This is a genomic window from Humidesulfovibrio sp. (assembly GCF_031082295.1).
Taxonomy (GTDB): Bacteria; Desulfobacterota; Desulfovibrionia; order Desulfovibrionales; family Desulfovibrionaceae; genus Humidesulfovibrio.
On sequence record NZ_JAVHLD010000006.1, the window covers coordinates 56,382 to 73,728 of the forward strand.

A 17,347-nucleotide genomic window follows, 5' to 3' on the forward strand; every position below is an offset into this window, starting at 1 on the left:
GATTCGACCCTTGTTGCGTGCTGGCGGAGTGGACGGGACTTGAACCCGCGGCCTCCGACGTGACAGGCCGGCGTTATAACCAACTTAACTACCACTCCGCACTATATGAGAACCGTGGTAGGCGGAACAGGGCTCGAACCTGTGACCTCCGGCTTGTAAGGCCGATGCTCTTCCAGCTGAGCTATCCGCCCGGAGGGATCTGAGCGCCTTTTCCAGCAGCGTTTCGGGGTCTGGCCCGGTGCGCTTCTGGTGGCTGCCCGCCACGGAGAGAATGCATTGCCATGAGAGGGGCCGACTGTCAAACGGTTTTTGCAGAAATTTTTCGCCCGGGCATTTAGCCCCCGCCGCGCAGGGCCGCGATGGGGTCCAACTGGGCCGCCTGGCGCGCGGGCTTCAGGCCGAACACCACCCCGATGCCCACGGCGCTAGCCAGCGAGAGGAAGAAGACCTTCCACGAGAACAGGATCTGCAGCATGCCCAGCCGCGTGAGCAGCTGGCCCAGGCCCAGGCCCAGCCCCAGTCCCACCAGCCCGCCCAAAGCGGTCAGCATCGCCGCCTCCATGAGAAATTGCAGCAGGATGGCGTTGTTGGTGGCGCCAACGGCCTTCTTGAGCCCGATCTCGCGGCTTCTCTCGCTCACGCTGATGGAGAACAGGTTGGCCAGCACGAAGCCGCCCACGGTCATGGCGCTAGCCGCCGTGACGCCCAGGAAGGCCATGAGCCCGCCCTTGAAGGCCGACAAGAACTTCAGCACCTCGTCGGCGGTGATGATGCTGAAGTCGTCGTCCTGGCCGGCCGTCAGCCCATGGGACATGCGCAGGTAGGAGCGCAGGTTCTCCACGTGGGCGGCCATGCGCTCCGGCTCCAGGAACTTGATGCGCATGGCGCGGTAGTAGCGCCGGTCCATGTTGAAGCGCGCGGTGAGCGTGGTGATGGGTATGATGATGCGGTCGTCGATGTCGCCGCCGCCGCCGGAGGCCCCCCGGTACTTGAGCCGCCCGATGACCTGCACCTGGAACTTGTCGACCATGAAGGTGCGCCCGATGGGCGAGCCTTCGCCAAAGAGCTCGCGCGCGGGCTTGTCGCCCAGGATGGCCACGCGCGCGCCCAGGCGGACATCCTCCTCGGAGAGGTCGCGGCCCTCAACCAGGGGCCAGTTCCAGGCCCCGGCGTAGCCCTCGGTGGCGCCGATGACCAGCGTGCCCGGCGCGGAGGAGTCCTGGTACTTGAGCGGCACGTCGGGCTTGGCGCGCATGGGCACCACCAGGTACGCCCCCGGCAGCGACTGCCGGATGCCCCGGATGTCGTCCTGGGTGAGGGTGTTGGTGCGGGCGCCCACGGCCTGCTTCTTGATGTTCCCGCCGAACACCAGGGCCGCGTCCGGCCCGAACCAGTCCACGATCTCCACGGCCTTGCGCTCGGTGCCGTCCACGGCGGTGACGATGAGCGTGAGCGAGGCCACGCCGAAGCCCACGCCCAGGATGACGAAGAAGGAGCGCACCTTGTACGCCCAAATCGCGGCCAGGGCCATGTGCCGCAGGTGCGAGAGCTGGCGCAGCAAGGGCGCCAGTCCCGTGCGTTGTTCGGCGCGTCGTCCTGTCATGGGCCTCCTGTCAGCTCTTGCGCCCGCGCGCCAGCTCGGCCTGCATGCACTCCGCCAGCCGGCGGATGCCCTCGTCGATGGTGGCTGCGTCGGCGTTGGAGTAGTTGAGCCTGAGCGTGTTGTCGCCGGTGCCGTCCACAAAGAACGCCGCGCCGGGCACGAAGGCCACCTTCCGCTCCACGGCCAGCTTCAGGAGTTCCAGCGAGGACAGCCCCTCGGGCAGGGTGGCCCAGAGGAACATGCCGCCCTCGGGCTCGGTCACGGCCACGTCCTTGGGGAAATGCCGCGCGATGGCCTCCTGCATGGCCCGGCACTGGTCTCCGTAGAGCTTGCGGATGCGCAGCACGTGCGCCTCGAAGTCGTTGTCCTTCAGGAAGCGGTGCACCACCATCTGGTCCAGCGAGCCGGTGTGCAGGTCCGCGGCCTGCTTGGCGATGACCAGGCGCTCCATGACCTCGCCCTTGGCCACGATCCAGCCCAGGCGGAAGCCCGGCGCCGCGATCTTGGAGAAGGTGCCGAGCAGCAGCGAGTGCTCGGGGCGCTCTTTGTACACCGGGGGCAGGTCGCGCCCGGCGAAGCGCAGCTCGCCGTAGGGGTCGTCCTCCAGGAAGAAGCTGTCGTGGCGGCGCAGGAGTTCCGCCACCTGGGCGCGCTTTTCCTCGGAGTACGACAGGCCCGAGGGGTTCTGGAAGCTCGTGACCGCGTAGAACAGCTTGGCCCCGGCCAAGGCCTTGTCCAGCGCCTCCAGGTCCGGGCCGTCCTCATGCAGGGGCACGCTGCGCCAGTGGGGCCGGAAGATGGACAGGGCCTGAATGGCGCCCAGGTAGCCGGGCTTCTCGATGACCACGGGGTCCCCCGCGTTGACGAGCACCTTGGCGGCCAGGTCCAGCGCCTGCTGGGAGCCGGTGGTGATGAGGATGTCGGCGGGGTCCACCTCCATGCCCTTCTTGGCGCGGTAGCGCTCGGCGATCCATTGGCGCAGGGGCAGGTAGCCCTCGGTGGGCGAGTATTGCAGCGCGCTCGCGCCGGACTCGGCCAGCACGGCCTGGGCCGCGGCGGCGACCTCGGTCACCGGGAAGGAGGCCGGGTTGGGCAGGCCCCCGGCAAAAGAGATGACGGACGGGTCGGCGGTGATTTTCAGGATCTCGCGGATGAACGAGCGCTGTGCGCCCTGCATGCGCTCGGCGAACTGTGGCATGGCAAAGGTCTCCTTGGCGTGGTTTGAGCGCGCAGTCTAGGCCCGGGCCTCTCCGAGATCAAGTCCGGCGGGGTGTGAAATGGCAGACGGCCTTGACATTCCGTGTCTTGGAAGCGAACTTGCGAGCAATCACTTTCCCAAGGAGCCTCCATCGCCATGACCGCAGCCCATTCCCTCGCAGAGAGCGTCCTGCGCGACCTCACGGCCATCCGCGCCAAGAACCCGGTGGTGACCTCCATCACCAACTACGTCGTCACCAACACCACGGCCAACGCGCTGCTGGCCATCGGGGCCTCGCCCATCATGAGCCACGCCGCTGAGGAGATGGCCGAGCTGATGGTTTTCAGCGGGGCGCTGGTCATCAACCTGGGCACCGTGGCCCCGGAATACATCGCGGCCATGGACCCGGCCTGGGCCGCGGCCGACAAGGCGGGCGTGCCGGTGATCCTCGACCCCGTCGGGGCTGGTGCGAGCAAGCTGCGCACCGAGACGCCGCTGGCGCTCCTGGCCAGGCACAAGGCCTTCATCGTCCGGGGCAACGCCTCGGAGATCATGACCCTGGCGGGGCAGAGCGGAGAGACCAAGGGCGTGGACAGCACCGCCAAGTCCGACGACGCGGCGGGCTTCGCCCAGACCCTGGCCAAGCGCCTGGAGTGCGCCGTCGTCGTGAGCGGCGAGGCGGACCAGGTCTGCACCGGCCAGGCATCCGCGCGGGTGCTGGGAGGCAGCGCGCTGATGCCGCGCGTCACCGGCCTGGGCTGCACGGCCACGGCCATCTGCGGCGCCTTCGCGGCGGTGAACAAAAACCCCTTCGAGGCGGCGCTCCATGCCTGCGCGGCCATGAAGGTGGCCGGCGAGATGGCGGCCGAGAAGGCCTCCGGCCCCGGCACCCTGCAGCTCTATTTCTACGACGCGCTCTACGCCATGGGCGAAGAAGACATCCGCCAGCGCCTCAAGGTGGAACTCTAGCCATGCCGCCGCGCCCTGTGTCCCGCCCGGACTTCAATCCCTCGCTGTACCTGGTCACGGACCAGCGCCTGTGCGGCGAGAGGAGCATCTTCGACGTGGTGGGCTTGGCCGTGCGCGGGGGCGTGACCATGGTCCAGCTGCGCGAGAAGCGCATGAACATGCGCTCCCTTGTGGACCTGGCCCGGGCCCTCAAGGGCCTGCTCACGCCCTTCGGGGTGCCGCTCATCATCAACGACCGGGTGGACGCGGCCCTGGCCGTGGGCGCGGATGGCGTGCACCTGGGGCAAAGCGACATGCCCGCGGAGCTGGCCCGGCACCTGCTGGGGCCGGACGCGATCCTCGGGCTGTCCGTGGAGCGGCTGGAGCACCTGCGCGAGGCCGAGCGCCTGGACGTGGACTACTTTGGGGTGAGCCCCATCTTTCCCACGGACACCAAGCCCGAGCTGGACAACGCCTGGGGGCTGAGCGGACTTGAAGCCGTGCGCAGGATAGCCACGAAACCGCTGGTGGCCATCGGCGGCATCAACGCCGAAAACGCCGAGGCCGTGGTGCGCGCCGGGGCGGACGGGCTGGCCGTGGTGTCGGCCATCTGCGCCGCCTCCGATCCGTTGCGCGCCGCGGAGGAGCTGACAACGGCCCTGCGCCGGGCCCGCAACATTCTTCAATAGACCACAACAACAGCACTACCGGAGGGCGTCCATGCCTGCCACACGCCGCCGCATACCGCCGCGCTCCCCCATCGCTTCCTGGCGGTTCTTCTGCCTTGCCTTGGGGCTCGCGTCGGTCCTGGCAATGGTCGGCGCGGCCCCTGCCCGCGCGGCCCTGTCCGCCACCTCCGAGGCCTGCCTGCGGCGTTGCCTGTCCAGCTGCGCGGACAAGGGCCGGGCTGAAGACGAGGCCTGCCTGCGCCCATGCCTCAAGGAATGCCCCGTGCATTGCGGCACCGTGGACACGGACTGCGCCCTGGCCTACCTGAAGAAGAATCCCCCCGGCCCTGAAGCCAAGACGCCCGAACCCCTCGGCGATCCCTGGGAGGCCAGCAGCCGGCGCAGCCCCCTGGCGGAGCGCGTGGGGCTGTGCGCCGAGGCCTGCCTGGTCAAGCCGGTCTGCCTGCCCTCGGCCTACGACCAAGGCCCGCCCGAACTCACTTCCTCGCCCAAGAAGCCCCAGCCGCCCGCGCCCGCGCAGCAGAAGCGCTACGAGCCCAAGGGCCGGTATTTCAGCCTCGACCTGCCCCAGGGCTGGACGGTGCAGGAGCAGGACACCCTCGCCAAGGGCGGGGACTTTGAGCTGACGCTCCTGGCCAAGGGCCAGGCTTTCCTCGACTACTCGCAGATGCGCGTGCGCTACGTGCCCGGTCCCCACCGCACCGCCGCGCGCTTCCGTTTCGACCTGGAGCACCCGGCCCACGGCCCGGCCAACGCGACAGCCCCGGTCATGACCCGGGCGGACGTGGGCGGGGAGCCGGGCTGGAGCGCCGAAACCCGCGGCGAGCGCAGCCTCCTCGGCCAGGAGGACAGCGTGCCCCTGCGCACGCGCACCCTGCTGCTGCCCCGGGACTCCGGCTACTTCGTGCTCAGCCTGGACACGCCCGAGGCCGCCGCCGAGGCCAACGCGGAGATCTTCGAGCGCATGATCGGGAGCTTTCGCCCCCAGGCGAAGGCCGGCCCGCGCGCGCCGGAACTCTCGGCGCACGAGCGCGCCGTGTGGGCGGGATTCTTCGGCTCCGGCGGCAAGCTGGAGCAGGCATCCGCGCCGGACGCCCCGCCCTTCGACCCCGGCTTGAGCCAGCAGCGGCAATACCTCACGGACACGGCCAGGACTCGGCTGGTGGCGGGCCGGACCCTCGCCGCTCCGGGCATCCACAAGGACGCGCTTGCGGAGCTGCTGCGCGGCTGCGGGGCGCAGGACACGGACAAGGCCGTCGCCGACCTCACCAAGGGCTGGGACGCCGTGCGCGGGCAGCAGGTGCTGGTCACGGACGAGATCCTCCTGCCCGGCGCTGGTCAATACGGCCTGAGGGTGTTAGAGGACACCAAGCCCGAAAGCCCGGGCGAGGCCCAGCCGGAACTCATGGGCGGGCCGGGCCGCCAGGGCAGGCTGACCAGGCCAAGCGGCCCGGAGGCACTCGCCCTGCGCTCCAGCCTGGCCCTGCTCTCGCGGGTGGCCCTAAGCCCCGGCGGAGACCTGGCCCTGGCCTACGTGGCCCACCGCCAGAGCAGCCCCGGCACCAGCCATTTCGTGCTGCTGCGGCGCGTGGACGCGGGCTGGGTGCTTTGCGGCGCGGCCCAGAAGGACATGATCATCTATTAGCCGAGCGCTAACCGGCGATACCCGCGCGACAACCGTTCGACAGTCGCGGGTGATGTCGACGAAAGCGGGGGGAGGGACAGGCATGGCGGACGCAGTGGGCGGATACGTTATCCGGCGCATGGAGCGCGACGAGCTGGACTACGCCGTGAGCCAGGCGGCGGGCGAGGGCTGGAACCCCGGCCTGAACGACGCCGAGGCCTTCTGGCAGGCCGATCCGCAAGGCTATTTCCTGGGACTGCTCGACGACCGGCCCGTGGCCACCATCTCCGCCGTGGGCTACGGCAACGAGGGCAGCGGCCCCGGCTACGGTTTCGTCGGCCTCTACATCGTGGCGCGGGAACAGCGCGGACTCGGCCTGGGCTACCGCCTGTGGGACGCGGCGCTCAGCACCCTCACCGCGCCGACCATCGGCCTGGACGCGGTCCTGGCCCAGCAGGACACCTACCGCAAGAGCGGCTTTGAACTGGCCATGCGCAACTGCCGCTACGAGGGCAGCTCAAAAGGCAAGGCCCTGAGCCCCATGTCGGCGGGCCTGTCGCCCCTGGCGGAGTTTTCCCTGGACGAGGTGCTGGCCTATGACCGGCGCTGCTTCCCTGCCCGGCGCGAGGCCTTCCTGCGGCCCTGGCTGAGCCTGCCGGGCCACGTGGCCCTGGGACTGCGGCGCGGCGGCGCCCTTGCCGGGTACGGCGTGATCCGGCCCTGCGGGCAGGGCAGCAAGATCGGGCCTCTTTTCGCCGATGACGACGCGGCCGCCCACGCCCTTTTCCACGGCCTGTGCGCCAGCTCGCCGCTGGCCGCCAAGGGCGCGCCGGTGTACCTGGACGTGCCCATGCCGCACGCCGGGGCCGTGCGCCTGGCCGAGTCCCACAACATGCGCCCGGTGTTCGAGACAGCGCGCATGTATCGCGGCCCGGCACCGGACGTGGACCTGGGCCGCACCTTCGGCATCACCAGCTTCGAGCTGGGCTAGCGCCCACGCGCAAAGGCCGCCTGACGAAGAAGACCGGAGCCCCCTTTCGGAAGCCCCGGCCCGTGGTGGTCGTTCTGTGTGACGGCTAGTCGCGGTCGCCGTGGCCGTACTTCTTGGCCTGGCCCGGAGGCATGCCGTTCTTCCAGCCCTTGTGCTTGCCCTTGTTCTTGTGCCACTTTTCGAAGCGCTCGTCGTCGTCGTGGTCATGCCCGCGGCGGTAGTCGCGCTCGCCATAGTGGCCGGTGGCCACGCCGACCACGAAGGGGTTTACGTGCAGCTCATGGGCGATGCGGCCCCAGCTGATGCCCCGGGCGCGCATGCCCTCAACGACCTTGCGCGAGACGTTGGCGGCCTCGCTCATGGCGCGGACGCGCTCGCGCTCAAGCTCCGCTTCCTTGCGCAGCAGCCGCTCTTTCGCGCTGTCGATCTCATTCGGCCTGTCCTTCATGATGCGCTGGATCTGCTCCACGTCGTCGAGCACGCGCTCGATGCGGTCCAGGGCCACGTCGGTGCTGGTGCTGGCCTGGGCCGGGGCGGCCAGAAGCAGTCCGGTCAGGCCCACGGCGACCATCAGGGTGACGAAAATCTGTGCACGTTTCATCCAGTTGCTCCATTTTTTGCCTGTTTTGGCGCCAGCTCGCGCAAATAATTGCGCAGTAGCCGTGGCGGGCGCCCTGTGCGGAACCTAAAAGCAACAACAGTGCCAAGCCGTCCGAGTTGGGGGGAGCCCCCGGTCATCCCTGCCGCACCCGGCGCAGACGCCTTTCCTTTTCTCAGAACCCGTGGCGCTGGTATTCCTTGTCGCGGCGGTTGATGAACTGGGCGAAGCGGTAGCCCTCCTTGACCTGGGCCTCCTCGTAGATGCTGTAGCCCAGGCTGCGGCAGGCGTCGCAGGCGCCGATGGGCACCTCGATGCCCAGGCAGGCCGGGTTCTTGGTGGTGCGGCTGACGATCTTCAACAAGCCGCGGCAGGAGCCGCACAGGAACAGCTCCTCGGTTTGGGCCTCGGTGATGTCGTCGGTGTCGTAGTAGATGTTCTTGTGGCGCACGAACCACTCGCCGGTCTCCTGGCGGGTGACGAAGCCGTCCTTGTGCTCGGTGGGCGGGTGGAAGTAGACATTTGGGATGGTGTCGCACAGCCGGTCGATGTAGTCGGCCAGGTCCGGGCGCTGGCGGTGCTTCACGGCATCAAAGGCGGGCTCGCGCACGCCGGTGTAGTCCAGCCCGGCCAGCGACAGGGCGATGCCCAGGTTCACGTAGGGCAGCGCGCCCTGGATAGCGTAGCCGCCTTCCAGCACGGCGATGTCCGGCTTCAGGAGCTCGGTCATGCGGGCGTAGCCCTGGGCCGTCAGGTTCATGTTGGTTATGGGGTCGGTGAAGTGGTTGTCCTGCCCGGCGGAGTTGACCACGATCTCGGGCGCGAAGTCCTTGAGGATGGGCAGCACGATGCGCTCCATGACCGCGAGGTAGCCCTCGTCGCCGGTGCCGGGGGGCAGGGGAATGTTCACCGTGCGGCCCAGCGCGCCCGGCCCGCCGCACTCCGTGGGAAAGCCGGAGCCGGGGTACAGCGTGCGGCCGTCCTGGTGCAGCGAGATGAACAAAACGTCCGGGTCGTGCCAGTAGATGTCCTGCGTGCCGTCGCCGTGGTGGCAGTCGGTGTCGACCACGGCGATCCTCTTCACGCCGTATTTCTCGCGCAGGTGCTCGATCATCACCGCCTCGGTGTTGATGTTGCAGAACCCGCGCGAGCCCTGCACCACCTTCATGGCGTGGTGTCCGGGCGGGCGCACCAGGGCAAACGCGCGCTTGTGCCGGCCGGTCATCACAAGGTCCGCGGCGGTGATGGTGCCCCCCGCGGCCACCAGGTGCGAGCGCGTGGCCACGGATTCCACCTCTGGGAAGCAGAAATGCGCGCGCTCCACGTCCTCGCGCCCGGCCACGCCGGGCTTGTGCTCGTCCACGCCCTCGATGTCGAACAGGCCTTCTTCCTTGAGCTGGTCCTGGGTGTAGAGCAGGCGCTCCTCGCGCTCCGGGTGGGTGGGGGAGATGCTCCAGTCGAACGCGGGAAAAAGGATGATCCCCAGGCTGTGCTTGGCTCCGTGCATGGCTTATCCCCTCTCCCCGGCTTTGTCCGCCAGTTGGCCGGTGGCCAGTTTGAGCGAATGCCCCGCGACCCGGCCGCCGGGAGGCACCGCTGGCTGGCCGTTCAGGGTGAAGGCCACGCCGGGCTTGATCTGGCATTTGACGCGGATGTTCTTGCCCGTGGTGCGGCCCTCGTCCACCATGTTGAAGCTGGAGGCGTGGGTCACCTGGGCGTTGTCGCGGTCGGCGAAGACGCCCATCTCCGAGAGGTGCGCCAGCATGTGGTTCATGGCGTCGCGCTCGGCGTCCTTGAGGCTGTAGGTGCGCGGCACGTTCTCGCGGTGGCGCAGCGCCGGGATGAACATGACGCCCTTCTCGGTGTCGGCGAAGAGTTCCAGGCTGGCGGTGTTGCGCGTCAGCGCCGCGCCGATGGCGTTGGCCACGCCGAAGTGTTCCGGCACCACGGTGAACAGCTCGAAGCGCTGGCGCACGGCCTCCTTCATGGCGGCCGCCGGACCGCCCATGAGGTACACCCGGCCCGGGGCCACGCGGCGACCTTCCAGCAGCTCGTGGATGGTGTACACGGGCTTGTCGTTGATCTCGGCAAGGAGCTCCTGGGTGGAGGCGTAGATGGCTTCCGCCGCCGCCGCCACGGCCTGTCCGGCCAGCATGTCGGGCTTGATGGAGTGCCGCGCCGCGAACTCGGCCAGGCCCGCGCGGGAGGCCTCGACGTTGCCGTGGGCGCAGGCCCCGGTGACGTTCAGCGCGTCGATGAGCGTGGGCCGCGCGCCTGCCGGCAGGGCCGCGCCAGCGGGCACGGAGTCGGCCAGGGACGGCCCCAGGCGGTTGGGGCCAACGCGCACGGCCTCGCCCAGCACGTTGATGGCCGAGTCGCCGCCGATGCCGATGGAGCGGACCTTGAGGGCGCGCACCAGGGTGGGGTGGGAGCCGATGTTGATGCCGTCGTTCTCCACCAGGGGCTGGCCGTCCACGAACACGGCGATGTCCGTGGTGGTGCCGCCGATGTCCAGGATCACGGAGTCGCGCGTGATGTCGCACAGGGCGATGATGCCCATGACGCTGGCCGCCGGGCCGGAGAAGATGCTCTGCACGGGCATGCGCCGCGCCTGGGAGAGCGGAAAGGTGCCGCCGTCGGCCTTCAGGGTGTTCACGCGCACGTGGCCCAGGCCCAGCTCGGCCAGGCTTTTCTCCACGGCGTCGGCAAAGGCGTTGAACACCCGCCAGACCGCGCAGTTGAAATAGGCCGTGGCCAGCCGCCTGGGAAAGTTGAGCCGCCCGCCCAGCTCGTGGCCCAGGGTCACGTAGTCCGGGCCCTGCCCGCCAGAGGGGCCGAGGGACTGTCGCAGGGTGTTCTCGTGCAGGGGGTTTCTCGTGCTGAACTTGCCCACGCAGCCGAACACGCGCACGCCCGAAGCGCGGCAGGCGTCGATGGCGGCGCGGGCCTTGGCCTCGTCCAGGCGGTCGGTTTCGGTGCCGCGATGGTCGATGGCCCCGGGCAGCACGTGGTAGTCGCGGCAGAGCATGAACTCGTGCGCGCTGATGCCCGGGCCGGGGATGACCAGCATGCCCACGTCCTCGGTGGTGCCCTGGACGATGGCGTTGGTGGAGAGCGTGGTGGACAGGTTCAGCTGGAGCACGCCGTCCGGCTTCACGGTCCGCAGGATCTCCCGCAGCGCCTGGTTCACCGAGGCCAGCAGGTCCGACTGGTCCGTCTTGACCTTCACCTGGGCCTTGATTCCCGTCTCGTCCAGCGCCACGGCGTCCGTGTGCGTCCCGCCAACATCAATGCCGAGATACATGGGCAGCGCCCCCCCCTTGATTGTCGTCCCCGGTCGACGGCTGTCGACCTCAGTGGCCCCCCACCGGACCTTCTGCGGTCCGAATCAAGACTGGTAGCACCGCCTGGCGGCGGGCGTAAAGGGTCGGGGCGGCGGCACTTCGGCGGGCGGTTGCCAGGGCTCGGTGGATGGTAGGAGGGTGGCCCGGTGCGCGGTCCGGCTTGGAGTCCGGCGCGGGCGTGCGGCTATGGCGTCAGGAACTCCAGGCAGAGGATGAGCTGGATGTTTTCGCGGTTGTAGAACCGCGCGGAGATGGTGCAGGCGGGCACGCGCGCGTGGACGGAGATGAACGGCTGGGACACGAACTTGTCGAAGCCGCTTTTCAGGTGCACCATGTCCTCGCGGATGCCCATGTCCTCGCCCTTGCCGCGCTCCGGTCCGAGCAGCGGGCACTCGGCCACGAGGCTTTTCTTGAAGGCGCGCGGGGTGATCTGCACGCCGTTTTCGTCCAGCACGTAAACGCAGAGCAGGCTCTCCTCGCTGTTGGCGAAGCGCTCGGCCACGGCGGGCAGGTCGTGGATGATGGTTTCGCCCATCTTGCTCCCCACCTTGCGCAGAACCTTGTGGAAGTCCTCGAACCGCTTGCGCTTTTGCACCACCTCGGCCTGGGCGCGCTCGCGGTACCTGCGGTTGATGTCCTCGACCTTGATGAGGAAGGCGCGGATGGGGTCCTTTTCCTGGCAGTCCTTGTCCTTGGTGTAGCAGTAGCCCTGCTGGATGTTCACGCCCCATTCCAGCAGGCGCGCGGCCTCCTCCTCGCTCTCCACGTTCTTGGCCACCACCACGCTGCCCAGGCGGTCCGCCAGGCTGCACAGGCCGGAAACCATGTCGCGCTTGAACTCCTTGCCCTCCACGTCGGTGTACGAGGCGCGGTCGATTTTGATGTAGTCCGGCTTGAGGGTGTAGAGCTCCTCCGTGGGCGCCGAGAGGCCGTCCATGGCGTCGATGGAGAGCTTGAAGCCGCGCTCGCGGTAGAAGTGCACGAAGCGGTAGATTTCCTGGCTGTTCAGGCCGGGGCGCTCCATCTCGATGATGACGCGGTTGCCGGCCAGGCCCATGGCCTCGCAGATGGCGGCGAGGTGGCCGGGTTTTTCGGCCGCGGCCACGCCCACGGCGTCGACGTTCAGGAAGATCTTCATGTGCTGGTGGCGCTCGGCGATGGGTCGGAAGGCCTCCAGGGCCTTGCGGCGGCACAGGCGGCACAGGCGCAGGCGCACGGCCGCGTCCCAGGGCTGGGCGAAGAGGTCGTGGGCGTCCAGGCGCGCGCCCTCGCCGCCGATGCTGCGCGAGAAGGCCTCGAAACCGAGGATGGCCTTGCCGCGCACGCTGACAACGGGCTGAAAGAAGACGGCTATCTTTTCGTCGGCCAGCAGCTTTTCGATGTTGGCGCCGGCCGGGCCGGACAGGGGGGCCGAAGAATGATTTGGCATGAGAGAAGTTCCTCCGCGGGGAGTGAGTGAATCCCCGCGGAAATACGTATATCGAAAGACCTCGCGCCCGACAACGGGAAACTGGATGCGTGGGTGCCAATGGAGCGAAAGGTGCTGTACAATGCGTTAATCATGATATAGCAGGATGAAGTGAGCGTTCTCCCTGAGACGAATATGCTGGCATTCCAGGAGCGCGGTAGTGAGCAAGGCTGAGAGTGTAGTGGAGACGGTCGACGTTCTGGCCGTGGACGACGAGCAGGTGAACCTCCTGCTCCTGTCGGGACTGCTGCGGCGCCAGGGCGTCAACGTGGTCACCGCCCGCAGCGGCTTCGACGCCCTGAAGCTCACGCAGAAGCACGACTTCGCGCTCATCCTCATGGACGTGATGATGCCCGGCATGGACGGCTTCACCACCGCCGAGCGCATTCGCGCGGACGAAACCACGCGCCACATCCCCATCATCTTCGTCACCGCCATCAGCAAAGAGCAGCGCCACGTCTTCAAAGGGTACGAAACCGGCGCCGTCGACTACCTCATCAAGCCTTTCGAGCACGACATCCTGAAAAGCAAGGTCCAGGTCTTCGTGGAGATGCACCGCCAGCGCATGGCGCTGAAGCAGGCCGGGGCGGCGCTGGAGCGCACCGTGGCCGAGCTGCGGGCCTCGGCCATCGCGCTGGGCGACAGCCGCGCCCGGTTTCAGAGCCTGTTCACCTCCATGTTCAACGGCTTCATGCTGCTTGCCTGCGAGGGCTGCGAGCCCCAGCGCCTGGCGACCTGGCGCCTGTCGGAGCTCAACGCGGCCATGGAGCAGATTTTCGAGCTCCCGCGCGAGACCCTGCTGGACAAGACACTGGGCGAGGCGCTGCCCAACCTGGAAGGCTACTGGAACGATTTTCTGCTGCAGGTGGCGCGCTCCGGGCAGCCCGCCCAGTTCGAAGGCTATATGGGCCAGCTCAAGAGCTGGCTGCGCGTCTCGGCCTATGTGCCCGGGCCGGACCTGCTGGCTCTGGTGGCTGAGGACATCACCGCCCGGCGCCAGGCCGAGGAGACCCTCCACGAGCGCACGTTCCAGGACCCGCTCACGGGGCTGGCCAACCGCGCCCTGTTCCTGAACCGCCTGGACCAGGCCATGGAGCGTTCGCGGCGCAGGCTCAACTACCAGTACGCCGTGCTTTTCCTCGACCTGGACAGCTTCAAGCCCATCAACAGCAGCCTGGGCTACGCCGCGGGCGACCAGGTGCTGCGCACCGTGGCCGAGCGCATCCAGTCCATCGCGCGGGGGCTGGACACGGTGGCGCGCTGCGGCCCGGACGAGTTCGGCGTGATCCTGGAGGAGTTGAAGACTTCGGGCGAGGCCCTGCGCGTGGCCCGGCGCATCGGCCAGGAGCTGAGCAGGACCCTGGAGATGGACGGGCACCAGCTGCACTTCACGGCCAGCATGGGCGTGGTGCTCGGCCCTTCGGAGTACGCCCAGCCCGAAGAACTGTTGCAGGACGCCGCCCTGGCCATGGAGCACGCCCGGGCGCTGGGCGGCGGCAAGATCAAGGTCTTCAAGTGGGCCATGCGCAAGCGCGCCCAGTATACCCTCACCGTGCACCAGAGCCTGCACAACGCCTTGGAGCGCGAGGAATTCCGCCTGCACTACCAGCCCATCTTCAACCTCGCCAGCAACACCCTGGCCGGGTTCGAGGCGCTCATCCGCTGGCAGGTGGGAGACCGCCTGGTGCCGCCCAATGACTTCATCCCCCACGCCGAGCAGACCGGGCTCATCGTGCCCATCGGCGCCTGGGCTCTCGTCGAGGCCTGCCGCGAGGCCGCCCGGTGGGAGCAGAACTACAGCCTGCCCAAGAATTTCAGCATCGCCGTGAACCTCTCGGCCCGGCAGTTCGCCCAGCCGGACCTCCTGCGCTACCTTGCGCGCGCGCTGGACGAGACGGGCCTCGATCCAGGCCGACTCAAAGTCGAGATTACCGAGACCCTGGTGATGCAGAACCCCGAGAGCATGGTGCACAAGCTGCGCGGCCTGCGCGAGATGGGCACCAAGGTCAGCATCGACGACTTCGGCACCGGCTACTCGTCCCTGGCCTACCTGCAACGTTTCCCCATCAACACGCTCAAGATCGACCGCAGCTTCGTTTCGGACATGGACGCCTTCGAGAACCTCGTCATCGTGCGCACCATCGTCAGCCTGGCCCACAACCTGGGCCTGGACGTGGTGGCGGAGGGCATCGAGACCCAGCGCCAGCGCGATTTCCTGGCGGACCTCTCGTGCGAGTTCGGGCAGGGGTATTTGTTCTCAAAGCCTCTGCCCCAGGACCGCGCGCTGGAAATGCTCAGCGCCTGCTGCCCCAGGCAGGGCGGTTAAGGAGGAGGGGCTAGTGAGGCCGACACCCCATGCCGATCGTTCCTGCCACACGGGAAGAGGCTGCGCGGAGGGTGTCGTGAGCGCTCACATGCCGCGCCTGGCGTCACGTTCCTGCCCGGGAAACGCCCACAGACGGAAAGGGGTGTCCTCGTGAGTCCCGACGCCGCGAAACCGACTCCTTCCGGGGGCAGGTCCGTCCAGCCAAACGAGATGGCCAAGCCCCCCCGCAGCCTGCCGTACAGCCTCCACACCATGCTCATGGCCCTGGTGGCCGTGGCCCTGGTGCCCGTGCTCGGGCTGTCGCTCTGGAGCCACATGGCCGAGCGCGACCACGAACAGGGCATGGCGGTGGAGCGCGCGGCCCACACCGCGAGCATGATCGCCGACGACCTGGAACAGCAGACGCGCAACACCCGTCTGTCCCTGGAGCTCATGGCCGCCAACTCCCGGCTCTGGAGCTGTCCCGGCGGGCAGCAAAACGGCGTCTGCGCCAAGGAGCTGGAGCACTTCGCGAGCCTGGCCCCGGAGTATCTGAACCTGCTCCTGGTGCGCCAGGGCGGGGTTGTTCTCGCCTCCGCGCGCCCGGTGTCGGACAAGGCCATAGCCAGGAACACGCAAGCCATCGTGGACGCCTTGCACGGGCGGCCTTTCGCGGTCAGCGTGAACAGGCAAAAGGTGGCCGGGGGCGCCCAGGCCGACGCCGTGGTGGTGACCTACGCTGCGCCCGTGCGCGAGGCCAAGGACGGCGCGCCACTCGTGCTGGCCGCGCAGGTGGCCTTGACCCAGGCCTCGCAGAACGCAAGCACCGCCGGGTTGCCGCCCGGAACCAGCATCATCCTGGCGGATCTGGACGGCCGCGTCCTGTACCGCGTGCCGGACCGCCCGAGCGTCCTCGGGGCCAGCCTGCCCAGTGACCACGCCGAGCACATCCGCGAGCGGGCCTCCGGCGTCTCGGGCTGGTCCATCGGCCTGGATGGGCTTGAACGCTATTACGTCCTGCGGCGGCTCGACATCGGAGGCGAGGCGGTCTGCTACGTGCGCGTAGGCATCCCCAAGAGCGCCGTCTACGCCGAGAGCACCGCCAAGCTCACGCGGCAGACCGTGGTGCTGGTGTTCATCACCCTGCTGGCGCTGTTGCTGACGCGGCTCTGGGCCGGGCGCTTCCTGCTCGATCCGGTCCGGCGGCTCATGGGGGCGGTGCGCGCCCTTGGCGCGGGCGATTTCTCTGCGCGCACGGGCATGGGGCCGGGCACTCCCGGCGCCTCCGGCGAGCTGGGCGAGCTGGCCAGCACCTTCGACCACATGGCCGAGGACCTGGAGCAGGCCCAGGCCGCGCAGGAGGCCGTCCGCAAGGCCCTGCACGAGAGCGAGGAGCGCTTGCGGGCCGTGTTCAACGCCTCGTCCGATGGCCTGCTGCTGCTCGTGCCCGACGGCCGCGTGCTGTCCATGAACGAAAGCGCCGCCAGGCGGCGCAACGCCACCGCGCAAGAGCTGGTGGGCAGGAACATCCTGGACATCATCCCCGACTACGTGCGCAACGGCCGTCGCGAGCGCTTCGAGGAGGTGGTCCGCACCCGCGCCCCGCTGCGCTTCGAGGAGGAGCGCGAGGGCCGCACCTACGCCATCCGCCTGTACCCCATCTTTGCCGAGGACGGCGAGGTGCGCCAGATCGCCAGCTTCTCCCGCGACATCACCGAGCGCAGGCTCTCCGAGCGCGCGCTGGTGGACGCCAAGAGCGCCTCCGAGGCCGCCAACCGGGCCAAGGACGCCTTCATGACCAACATGAGCCATGAATTGCGCACGCCCCTCAACGGGCTGGCGGGCATGCTCAAGCTGCTGGAGGGCGCTGACCTGCCGCCGGAGCACCGCGAGTATCTGGACTACGCGCTGCAGACCTCAAGGCACCTCACGGAGCTCATCGGCGACATTCTGGACTACGCCGCCCTGGGCTCGGGGCAGATGATCCTGGAGCACAAGCCGTTCACCCTGGCCAAGGTGCTCGACCCGCTGGAGCAGGAGCTCAGGCCCGTGGCCGCGGGCAAGGGGCTTGCCTTCACCGTCAACGGGCATCCAGGCGCGCTGGAGCAGGAGCTGCTGGGCGACCCTCTGCGCCTGGGCCAGGCCCTGCGCCATCTGTTGGAAAACGCGCTGAAGTTCACCCACGAAGGCGGCGTGACGCTCGACGCGGTGCTCTCCTGCCGGGCCGAGGGCGACTGCACCCTGCGCCTCCAGGTGGCCGACACCGGCATCGGCATCTCCCCGGAGCACATGCAGAAGCTGTACGAGCCCTTCGTGCAGGCCGAGGACCCTCTGACCAAGCAGTACCCCGGCACCGGCCTGGGGCTGGCCATCGTGCACGAGCTGGTGGCCAAGATGGGAGGCCATGTGGAGGCCCGGAGCACTCTCGGCGTCGGCAGCGTCTTCAGCCTGAGCCTGAGCTTCCATACCCCGGCGCGCAACGAAGATCCCAAGAGCGGGCCAGGCGAAACGGTCTAGCCCCCGCGACGCAACCCGCCCTTGTGAGCGCGGACCGGATGGGGTAGGACGAGCCAAAGTCT

12 protein-coding genes and 2 tRNA genes are annotated in these 17,347 nt (G+C 68.6%); 6 read left to right on the forward strand and 8 right to left on the reverse strand.

Annotated features, from left to right (window positions below; genetic code table 11):
• Positions 1-21: 21 nt before the first annotated feature.
• The 4 genes from RDU24_RS05345 to RDU24_RS05360 all read right to left on the reverse strand — a co-directional run bounded on the left by RDU24_RS05345 (position 22) and on the right by RDU24_RS05360 (position 2,801).
• Positions 22-98 (reverse strand) — tRNA-Asp (locus RDU24_RS05345).
• Positions 99-115: 17 nt separating this feature from the next.
• Positions 116-191 (reverse strand) — tRNA-Val (locus RDU24_RS05350).
• A gap of 143 nt (positions 192-334) precedes the next feature.
• On the reverse strand, positions 335-1,603 hold the full coding sequence (locus RDU24_RS05355) for an ABC transporter permease (RefSeq protein WP_308734709.1): 1,269 nt from the start codon (positions 1,601-1,603) through the stop codon (positions 335-337).
• A gap of 10 nt (positions 1,604-1,613) precedes the next feature.
• A complete protein-coding gene (locus tag RDU24_RS05360; RefSeq protein WP_308734710.1) occupies positions 1,614-2,801 on the reverse strand; it encodes an aminotransferase-like domain-containing protein in 1,188 nt (395 codons plus the stop codon).
• Positions 2,802-2,957: 156 nt separating this feature from the next.
• Between RDU24_RS05360 and thiM the strand changes: the two genes are divergently transcribed.
• From thiM to RDU24_RS05380, 4 genes are all read left to right on the forward strand, one after another.
• Positions 2,958-3,770 carry a hydroxyethylthiazole kinase gene (gene thiM, locus RDU24_RS05365; protein ID WP_308734711.1) on the forward strand — a complete coding sequence of 271 codons (813 nt, stop codon included), beginning with the start codon at positions 2,958-2,960 and terminating at the stop codon, positions 3,768-3,770.
• Between the two features lie 2 nt (positions 3,771-3,772).
• Positions 3,773-4,438, forward strand: a complete 666-nt coding sequence (gene thiE, locus RDU24_RS05370) for a thiamine phosphate synthase (RefSeq protein WP_308734712.1) — start codon at positions 3,773-3,775, stop codon at positions 4,436-4,438.
• Positions 4,439-4,469: 31 nt separating this feature from the next.
• A complete protein-coding gene (locus RDU24_RS05375) occupies positions 4,470-6,083 on the forward strand; it encodes a hypothetical protein (protein WP_308734713.1) in 1,614 nt (537 codons plus the stop codon).
• An 82-nt stretch (positions 6,084-6,165) separates the two neighbouring features.
• Positions 6,166-7,053, forward strand: a complete 888-nt coding sequence (locus RDU24_RS05380; RefSeq protein WP_308734714.1) for a GNAT family N-acetyltransferase — start codon at positions 6,166-6,168, stop codon at positions 7,051-7,053.
• 85 nt (positions 7,054-7,138) lie between these two features.
• Here RDU24_RS05380 and RDU24_RS05385 read toward each other — a convergent pair whose 3' ends face one another.
• From RDU24_RS05385 to RDU24_RS05400, 4 genes are all read right to left on the reverse strand, one after another.
• On the reverse strand, positions 7,139-7,654 hold the full coding sequence (locus tag RDU24_RS05385) for a hypothetical protein (protein WP_308734715.1): 516 nt from the start codon (positions 7,652-7,654) through the stop codon (positions 7,139-7,141).
• 172 nt (positions 7,655-7,826) lie between these two features.
• On the reverse strand, positions 7,827-9,158 hold the full coding sequence (locus RDU24_RS05390) for a histone deacetylase family protein (protein WP_308734716.1): 1,332 nt from the start codon (positions 9,156-9,158) through the stop codon (positions 7,827-7,829).
• Positions 9,159-9,161: 3 nt separating this feature from the next.
• The gene (locus RDU24_RS05395; RefSeq protein WP_308734717.1) at positions 9,162-10,955 is read right to left on the reverse strand and encodes a hydantoinase/oxoprolinase family protein; all 1,794 of its coding nucleotides are present in this window, start codon (positions 10,953-10,955) and stop codon (positions 9,162-9,164) included.
• 224 nt (positions 10,956-11,179) lie between these two features.
• Positions 11,180-12,424 carry an EAL domain-containing protein gene (locus RDU24_RS05400; RefSeq protein ID WP_308734718.1) on the reverse strand — a complete coding sequence of 415 codons (1,245 nt, stop codon included), beginning with the start codon at positions 12,422-12,424 and terminating at the stop codon, positions 11,180-11,182.
• A gap of 199 nt (positions 12,425-12,623) precedes the next feature.
• Between RDU24_RS05400 and RDU24_RS05405 the strand changes: the two genes are divergently transcribed.
• Both RDU24_RS05405 and RDU24_RS05410 read left to right on the forward strand, forming a co-directional pair.
• A complete protein-coding gene (locus RDU24_RS05405) occupies positions 12,624-14,789 on the forward strand; it encodes a two-component system response regulator (protein WP_308734719.1) in 2,166 nt (721 codons plus the stop codon).
• A 150-nt stretch (positions 14,790-14,939) separates the two neighbouring features.
• Positions 14,940-17,285 carry an ATP-binding protein gene (locus RDU24_RS05410; protein ID WP_308734720.1) on the forward strand — a complete coding sequence of 782 codons (2,346 nt, stop codon included), beginning with the start codon at positions 14,940-14,942 and terminating at the stop codon, positions 17,283-17,285.
• Positions 17,286-17,347: the final 62 nt, after the last annotated feature.

Bases quoted from the DNA above. Each gene is read 5' to 3' on its own strand.
- RDU24_RS05385 (WP_308734715.1), bottom strand. From the start codon at position 7,654: ATGAAACGTGCACAGATTTTCGTCACCCTGATGGTCGCCGTGGGCCTG.
- RDU24_RS05400 (WP_308734718.1), bottom strand. From the start codon at position 12,424: ATGCCAAATCATTCTTCGGCCCCCCTGTCCGGCCCGGCCGGCGCCAAC.
- RDU24_RS05375 (WP_308734713.1), top strand. From the start codon at position 4,470: ATGCCTGCCACACGCCGCCGCATACCGCCGCGCTCCCCCATCGCTTCC.
- RDU24_RS05395 (WP_308734717.1), bottom strand. From the start codon at position 10,955: ATGTATCTCGGCATTGATGTTGGCGGGACGCACACGGACGCCGTGGCG.
- RDU24_RS05355 (WP_308734709.1), bottom strand. From the start codon at position 1,603: ATGACAGGACGACGCGCCGAACAACGCACGGGACTGGCGCCCTTGCTG.
- RDU24_RS05380 (WP_308734714.1), top strand. From the start codon at position 6,166: ATGGCGGACGCAGTGGGCGGATACGTTATCCGGCGCATGGAGCGCGAC.
- RDU24_RS05390 (WP_308734716.1), bottom strand. From the start codon at position 9,158: ATGCACGGAGCCAAGCACAGCCTGGGGATCATCCTTTTTCCCGCGTTC.
- thiM (WP_308734711.1), top strand. From the start codon at position 2,958: ATGACCGCAGCCCATTCCCTCGCAGAGAGCGTCCTGCGCGACCTCACG.
- RDU24_RS05360 (WP_308734710.1), bottom strand. From the start codon at position 2,801: ATGCCACAGTTCGCCGAGCGCATGCAGGGCGCACAGCGCTCGTTCATC.
- thiE (WP_308734712.1), top strand. From the start codon at position 3,773: ATGCCGCCGCGCCCTGTGTCCCGCCCGGACTTCAATCCCTCGCTGTAC.